We start from the raw sequence: 5,662 nt of genomic DNA on the forward strand, positions 1-5,662 counted from the left end.
CCGCGCTGGACCTCGCCGGCCGGATCGGCGAGGCGGGCGCCACCGTGGTCAACCTCGTCGTCCGGCACCGTGACCTGGCCGAGTACCTCGACCAGCTCGCCGCGGCAGCGGAGCTCTTCGGTCTCGACCGCCGCGACTGAGCACTGCCGTGGACGCCGGGACCCGTCGACGAGCCCCGGCGTCCACGGTCATGCCTCGTTCGGCATGTTCGACCAGCCCTTGCGGTCGGCACGCGCGTACCAGCCCGAGGCGGCAAGGGTGCCTCCGTCGACGGGGATCGTGTGCCCGGTGACGAAGCGGGCGTCGTCGCTGGCGAGGAACTCGACCACAGCCGCGTAGTCGTCGGGCTCGCCGAAGCGGCCGACGGGGATCCACGTACGAATCAGCTCCGGGTCGCGTCCGCGCAGCATCGCCGCGGCCGGTGTCTGGGGCGTGTCGGCGAGGTCGGGCGCGATGGCGTTGACCCGTACCCCGTGACCGGCGACCTCGACGGCGAGGCTCCTGGTGAAGGCGCTGACCCCGGCGTTGTAGGCGGAGTACGGGGCGCACGCAGGGATGCCCCGGAAGGCCTCGACTGTCGAGTTGTTGACGATGGCGCCACGGCCCCGATCGACCATGCCGGGCAGCAGCGCATGCGTCATCGCGAGCACGTGCCACAGGTTGATCTCGTAGAGCGCCTGCCACTGCTGCGGGGTCGAGTGCAGGAAGGTCTTGGCGGCCGGGCGGAAGTCGCCGACGTTGTTGACGAGCACGTCGACCCGCCCCGAGTCGACGGCCGCCGCGGCGGCGACCGCGTCGGCGACACCGTCGGCGGTGCGTACGTCGGCGAGGACGACCTCGACCTCGCCGCCGGCACTCCGGATGTCGGCGGCGGTGCCGGCGGCGGCCTCCCCGTCGATGTCGACGAGGACGACGTGGGCGCCAGCGGCGGCGAGACGGCGGGAGATGCCGCCGCCGATGCCGAGGGCGCCGCCGGTGACGACAGCGATCCGGCCCTCGAGCCTGCGGGTGGCGCTCATCTGCCGGTTCCTTCCTCGTCGGACCGGGTCACGGAGACGCGGTGGCGTTCGATCCAGTTGACGGTCACCGCGCGGCGGGTGAACGCCCAACCTTCGCCGGTACGCGCGTACTCGTCGTCGTAGTGCAGGAACCAGACCACGTCCGAGGGCCCGTCGCGACCGGGAAGCAGGTGGTGGGCCGTGCCGCGAACCCGGCCACGGGCCCCGGTCGACGTCGGCAGGTAGCGCGCCCCGGCCACGACGTGAGTCGTCGCCAGGGTGCCGGCGAGCGCCCCTAACGCGGCCACGACAGCGGCGCGGCCGACGTGGGGCACGTGCGGGCCGAGGTGCGCCGGCGGCTCGGGAACCACCAGGACGCCGTCCGGGACGAACAGCGCGCCGATCGCTGCCGCGTCGCGGTCGTCGGCCGCTGCGGCGTACGTCTCGGAGAGCGCGCGCAGCGCGGTGAGGTCGGCCGCGCCGAGGCCGGTCACGCCGCGCGAGCGGTCGCCGCGCGCACGACCTGGACGAGCTCGGCGACGGCGCGCTCGCAGTCGCCGCGGGTGTAGCCGAGCAGCGCGGTCTCGGCCGGATCCGGCTCATAGGCGAGGACGTTTCCGCGACCCTGGACGATCATCGAGTCGGGCATGAAGGGGTGCGGCTCGTCGCGCTCGGCGATGGTGCGGTTGCCCCCGGCCGCGTCGACCAGCAGCTGGAAGAACTGCGTGAACGTCAGGTTGGCGTCACCGACGAGGTAGGCCGCGCCCGCCGCGCCACGGTCGAGCGCGCCGCCGATCGCCTCGGCCAGGGACCGGGCCGACATGTAGTTCGTGCCGCCGGCCGGCGCGTGGTCGGGGATCTGCGGCTCGTTGCCGGCCGCCCAGGACACCATGCGGCGGTAGCGCTTTGCCGTGACGCCGGGGATGGCACCGATGATCGAGGGCGGGTTGAGGGTGCAGACCGTGAAGGAGTCGTCAGCCAGCGCCCGGGCGCCCTCGTCGGCGTCGCGGCGGGCGGCGACGTAGGCGCTGGACTCGGCCAGGTCGGGTCGCAGGTGGTGGTAGTAGCTGCCGACCTGGACGAAGCGGGAGACGCCCGCGCTCTTGGCGAGGGCGGCGAAGGCCGGCACCCCCGCGCTCTGGGTCTCCTTCCAGAACGTGGCCTCGTCCGCGTCCCGGGGCAGGTGACGCACGTCCTGCCCGGCCGCGAAGACGACCGCGTCGAAGGGGGCCAGGTCCTGGCGGGTGAAGGTCTGGCGGGTGTAGTCCCCGCGGAGGACGGGCAGGCCGGCGACGGGTGAGTCCGCGTCGACCGTCCCTCGGGCGGCGACGGTGACGTTGTCTCCCCGGTCGCGCAGGTGAAGGGCGGTGTGGACCCCGATCATGCCGGTTCCACCGACCACGAGTACCTCCATCGCGAGGTCTCCTTGCGTAGTGAGGCGGCTCCCCCGGCGTGCGTCTGGGAGCCGGCATGACGTCCGTATCAACCAACCAAGCGATTGGTAGGTTAGCACGAGCAGGCGCCCGCCGCGCCAGGCGTCGCCGCGCCGACATCGACCTGCGACTCAGCCGCCCGCGACTTCCTCGACATCGATGCCGCCATCAGCGGCCGGTACACCCTCGACCAGCTCTGCGACCTCGCGCACGCCGCCGACGACGGATTCGACCGGAGCATGTTCGCCGCAATGCTTCGCCACGTCGACCGCTTCGACGACGAAGACTTCACCGACTACGGTCTGGCATCGCATGAGGTCGCCGACATGCGGGCTCGCGTCTCTGCATGGCGGACCGCCCTGCTCCGAGAAGTCGAATAGGTTCGATCACCCTGCTCTGCTGCCCCCGCCTCTTCGGACTGCTCGACTCACGGCACGTCCGGGTCAGGGTGCTCGGTCCGACAGCGGCTCGCGGCAGCGTCATCGATCAGGCATCTGTCGAGCAGCCAGTCAATGGCCCGGCGGGTTGCCCGAGCCTGGTGGAAGGCATGCCAGACCGTCAGCAGGTGCGGATACTCGTCGTGCAGTTCGTCCCTGAACCGCCGGAAGGCACCCCTGCCTTGGACGGCCCGTAAGAGCCTGCGGCCCGCCTGCTCGTCGCTGACCCGCTGGGCAAAGTCGACCATGTCGCGGTGCCAGACGGAGGGCGGCAACGCCTCGATCGGAACCAGATCGAGTTCATCGAGGTCGATCGGCGTCTTCCCGTCGATGCCGCCGTCAGCCGTCCACATCACGATCTTCCCGCTGGCCGGATCGATGAGCCAGCGGTACTCGTACGCGCTCTGGTCCTGCAGCGCCGCGGCGATCTCTTCGAGATCGAGGTGGCGTACGTCGAGCATGATGTCCACTCCCGTTGCCGTGGTCGCCGGCGACCACGGTAGGTGCTCTTCCCTCTCGGCCGCGAACTAGAGCGCGGCAGTGTCCCGGTAGCTGCGGCGACAGATGGACACCCCTGCGGAGATGAGGCCGATGAGGATCGGGTAGACGGCGCAGCGCTCGACGAGGCCGACCAAGACGTTGGTCCCTGACCCGGCGACGGCGAGGAAAGCCGCCGTGGAGACGAGTCCGAAGGCGCCGAGCATGACCATGGCCTTCCCGGGCTTCCTGCCGATGCGGAGGTCTCGGTACATGCGCCCGAGCACGATGATCAGAATGTTGCCGCCGACGATGGCGGCCATGGCGCCCAAACCGTGGAAGTCGACAGTGCCCTGCCGGTCGGCTTCGCCGTCGCCGGGGAAGAGCGCCAGCACGACGCCGCCGGCACCGACCAGGGCGGCCATGCCGAGCAGGACCCCCCGGCGCCAGCCTCGCAGGCCGTTGAGCAGGGCGACACCGATGAACACCAGGACTCCGAAGAGGAAGAAGCCGGTGTTCATGACCCACCAGAGGGGCGAATACATGTACTGGCCGAACGCGGTCAACGGGCCGTGGACTCCGAGGTCGCTGATGTAGTGGTAGGTGTAGCTGTAGGGCGGGCTCCGCCAGGCCGCGGCGGCGACGAACTCGAGCAGCAGAAAGATCGCTGCTGCGGCGGCGAGCGCTGCCCCGGCGGGCTGGCGCTGGCCGCTCCGATACGCCGCAGAGACGGTTGCCTTCGGCGTTGCCTTCACCAGTTGTGTCATGGCCGGGAGCCCTTCGGCGAGGTCGGCAGGGACAGAGGAGCCTGGTATCACTACGGAAGTGTAGTGATACCAGTTTTGGTGTCAATACCATCATGGTCAGAGTTGTACGATGACGGCATGGCAAGGGAGCCGAATCGAACTGGGCGGCGCGAGCGCAAGAAGGCCGTGACCAGGGCCGCGATCCTGCGAGCTGCGCAGGAGCTGTTCCTCGAGCGCGGCTTCGACGCGGTGAGCGTGCGGGAGATCGCCGACCAGGCGGACGTCTCCCCCACCACTGTCTTCGCCCACTTCCCCCAGAAGGAGGCACTCCTCTTCCACGAGGAAGACGCGCAACGCGAGCGACTCGTCGCCGCCGTGCGCGAGCGGCCGGCCGGCCTCTCGATCTCGGAAGCGCTGAAGGCCCACTACCGCTCCGAATTCGTCGCCATGTGGTCCGGCGAGGAAGCGCCGCTCCGCCGCCGGGTCATGTCGCTGATGGAAGCCACACCGGCCCTCCAGGAGTACGCCTCCCGGATGTGGCTCCGCCATGAGGACGCACTCGTCGCAGCCATCACCGAGGATCTCGGCCTGTCCCAGCCGAGCGACGACATCCGGATCTACGCCCGGTTCGCCCTCCAGATCCAGCTACTCGTGACGAGTGACACCGATCCGATGCTCGACGCGGGATTCCGGATCCTCGATCAGGGCTGGAGTGAGCACGACCCGGCGCGAGGCACGTAGCGTCCACGCCAATGGGCGTATGGAAACCTCACGGCCCCGTCACGGTGACGGGCTTCCCGTTGAGTCCTGGCCCACGTCACCAAAGAGCGCATTGAACCGCCGGTTGAGGTCATCGCCGACCCCGACGACTCCGGGCGGTCCAGTGGGTGGGGTACCGAACGGCCCTGGCCGTTCGCGGTGCTACGACGCGCTGAGCCGCTCCTGCGCCTCGAACAGTTCGTCGCCATGCTCGGTGACCCAGGCGCCCAGCGCCCGCATCGGGCCGTCGGCGAAGCTGCGGCCGAGATCGGTGAGCGCGTAATCGACCCGGGGCGGCGCCTGGGGGAAGAACCGCCGCTCGACCAGGCCGTTGCCGACCAGCCTGTGTACGGCCTCGGTGAGCGCCTTGTCGCTGATTCCTCCGATTCGTGCCCGCAGTGAGCGGCGGCGGAGGGCGCCCTCGGCCAGCGCGGCCAGCACGACCGCATCCCACGTGTGCGCGAACAGGTCCGTCGCCATCCGCATCCGGCAGTCGGCTACGAGTTCCTCGCAGAGGTCGCCGTCACCCATGCGCCCATCCTGGCACGCCCGACATGCACCATCCGGTGCGCGTCGGCCTGCCTAGCGTGACGGTATGCGGATCGGAATCCTCGGCACCGGCAACCTCGCCACGGCACTGGCCACCGGCTGGGCCCGGGCCGGACACGACATCATCATCGGGGGTCGCTCGACGGCCGCCGCCGAAGCGATCGCGAACCGGATCGGCGGCACCGCGCGGCCCGTGCCGACGGTCGCCGCCGGCACCGACGCGGTTCTGCTCGCGGTCCACTGGGACGGCGTCACCGCGATGC

Annotated in this window: 9 protein-coding genes; 2 read left to right on the top strand and 7 right to left on the bottom strand. The window is 70.5% G+C overall.

Translation table 11 applies throughout. From position 1 onward, the window contains the following. Window positions 1–188 precede the first annotated feature (188 nt). The 6 genes from KBX39_RS21205 to KBX39_RS21230 form a co-directional block, all read right to left on the bottom strand. Window positions 189–1,019 carry an SDR family NAD(P)-dependent oxidoreductase gene (locus KBX39_RS21205; protein WP_064446360.1) on the bottom strand — a complete coding sequence of 277 codons (831 nt, stop codon included), beginning with the start codon at window positions 1,017–1,019 and terminating at the stop codon, window positions 189–191. Beyond that, window positions 1,016–1,492, bottom strand: coding sequence for a nuclear transport factor 2 family protein (locus KBX39_RS21210; RefSeq protein ID WP_210872135.1), 477 nt, complete (start codon window positions 1,490–1,492; stop codon window positions 1,016–1,018). Before KBX39_RS21210 ends, KBX39_RS21205 begins: the two co-directional genes overlap by 4 nt. Further along, entirely contained in the window at window positions 1,489–2,412 is a 924-nt protein-coding gene (locus tag KBX39_RS21215) for an NAD(P)-dependent oxidoreductase (protein WP_210872137.1), read from the bottom strand. Before KBX39_RS21215 ends, KBX39_RS21210 begins: the two co-directional genes overlap by 4 nt. Window positions 2,413–2,562: 150 nt before the next feature. Next, complete coding sequence (locus KBX39_RS21220) at window positions 2,563–2,745, bottom strand: hypothetical protein (RefSeq protein WP_113974442.1); 183 nt, start codon at window positions 2,743–2,745, stop codon at window positions 2,563–2,565. Between the two features lie 113 nt (window positions 2,746–2,858). Then, the gene (locus KBX39_RS21225) at window positions 2,859–3,329 is read right to left on the bottom strand and encodes a UPF0158 family protein (RefSeq protein WP_043330312.1); all 471 of its coding nucleotides are present in this window, start codon (window positions 3,327–3,329) and stop codon (window positions 2,859–2,861) included. Between the two features lie 66 nt (window positions 3,330–3,395). Further along, on the bottom strand, window positions 3,396–4,112 hold the full coding sequence (locus tag KBX39_RS21230; RefSeq protein ID WP_210872139.1) for a DUF998 domain-containing protein: 717 nt from the start codon (window positions 4,110–4,112) through the stop codon (window positions 3,396–3,398). Between the two features lie 117 nt (window positions 4,113–4,229). On the opposite strand from KBX39_RS21230, the gene KBX39_RS21235 reads away from it, so the two are divergent. After that, window positions 4,230–4,832, top strand: coding sequence for a TetR/AcrR family transcriptional regulator (locus KBX39_RS21235; protein ID WP_210872141.1), 603 nt, complete (start codon window positions 4,230–4,232; stop codon window positions 4,830–4,832). Window positions 4,833–5,012: 180 nt separating this feature from the next. On the opposite strand, the gene KBX39_RS21240 is transcribed toward KBX39_RS21235, so the two are convergent. Then, window positions 5,013–5,381 (bottom strand): helix-turn-helix domain-containing protein, encoded by a 369-nt coding sequence (locus KBX39_RS21240; protein ID WP_104113336.1) that lies wholly within the window; start codon window positions 5,379–5,381, stop codon window positions 5,013–5,015. A gap of 64 nt (window positions 5,382–5,445) precedes the next feature. Here KBX39_RS21240 and KBX39_RS21245 point away from each other — a divergent pair. After that, window positions 5,446–5,662, top strand: a 217-nt coding sequence (locus KBX39_RS21245; protein WP_210872143.1) for an NAD(P)-binding domain-containing protein, incomplete at its 3' end; no start/stop codon positions are given.

Origin of the sequence: Micromonospora sp. D75, from assembly GCF_018070405.1 — a bacterium.
Classification (GTDB): domain Bacteria; phylum Actinomycetota; class Actinomycetes; order Mycobacteriales; family Micromonosporaceae; genus Micromonospora; species Micromonospora chalcea.

Bases quoted from the DNA above. Each gene is read 5' to 3' on its own strand.
- KBX39_RS21235 (WP_210872141.1), top strand. From the start codon at position 4,230: ATGGCAAGGGAGCCGAATCGAACTGGGCGGCGCGAGCGCAAGAAGGCC.
- KBX39_RS21220 (WP_113974442.1), bottom strand. From the start codon at position 2,745: ATGCGATGCCAGACCGTAGTCGGTGAAGTCTTCGTCGTCGAAGCGGTC.
- KBX39_RS21240 (WP_104113336.1), bottom strand. From the start codon at position 5,381: ATGGGTGACGGCGACCTCTGCGAGGAACTCGTAGCCGACTGCCGGATG.
- KBX39_RS21205 (WP_064446360.1), bottom strand. From the start codon at position 1,019: ATGAGCGCCACCCGCAGGCTCGAGGGCCGGATCGCTGTCGTCACCGGC.
- KBX39_RS21225 (WP_043330312.1), bottom strand. From the start codon at position 3,329: ATGCTCGACGTACGCCACCTCGATCTCGAAGAGATCGCCGCGGCGCTG.
- KBX39_RS21215 (WP_210872137.1), bottom strand. From the start codon at position 2,412: ATGGAGGTACTCGTGGTCGGTGGAACCGGCATGATCGGGGTCCACACC.
- KBX39_RS21230 (WP_210872139.1), bottom strand. From the start codon at position 4,112: ATGACACAACTGGTGAAGGCAACGCCGAAGGCAACCGTCTCTGCGGCG.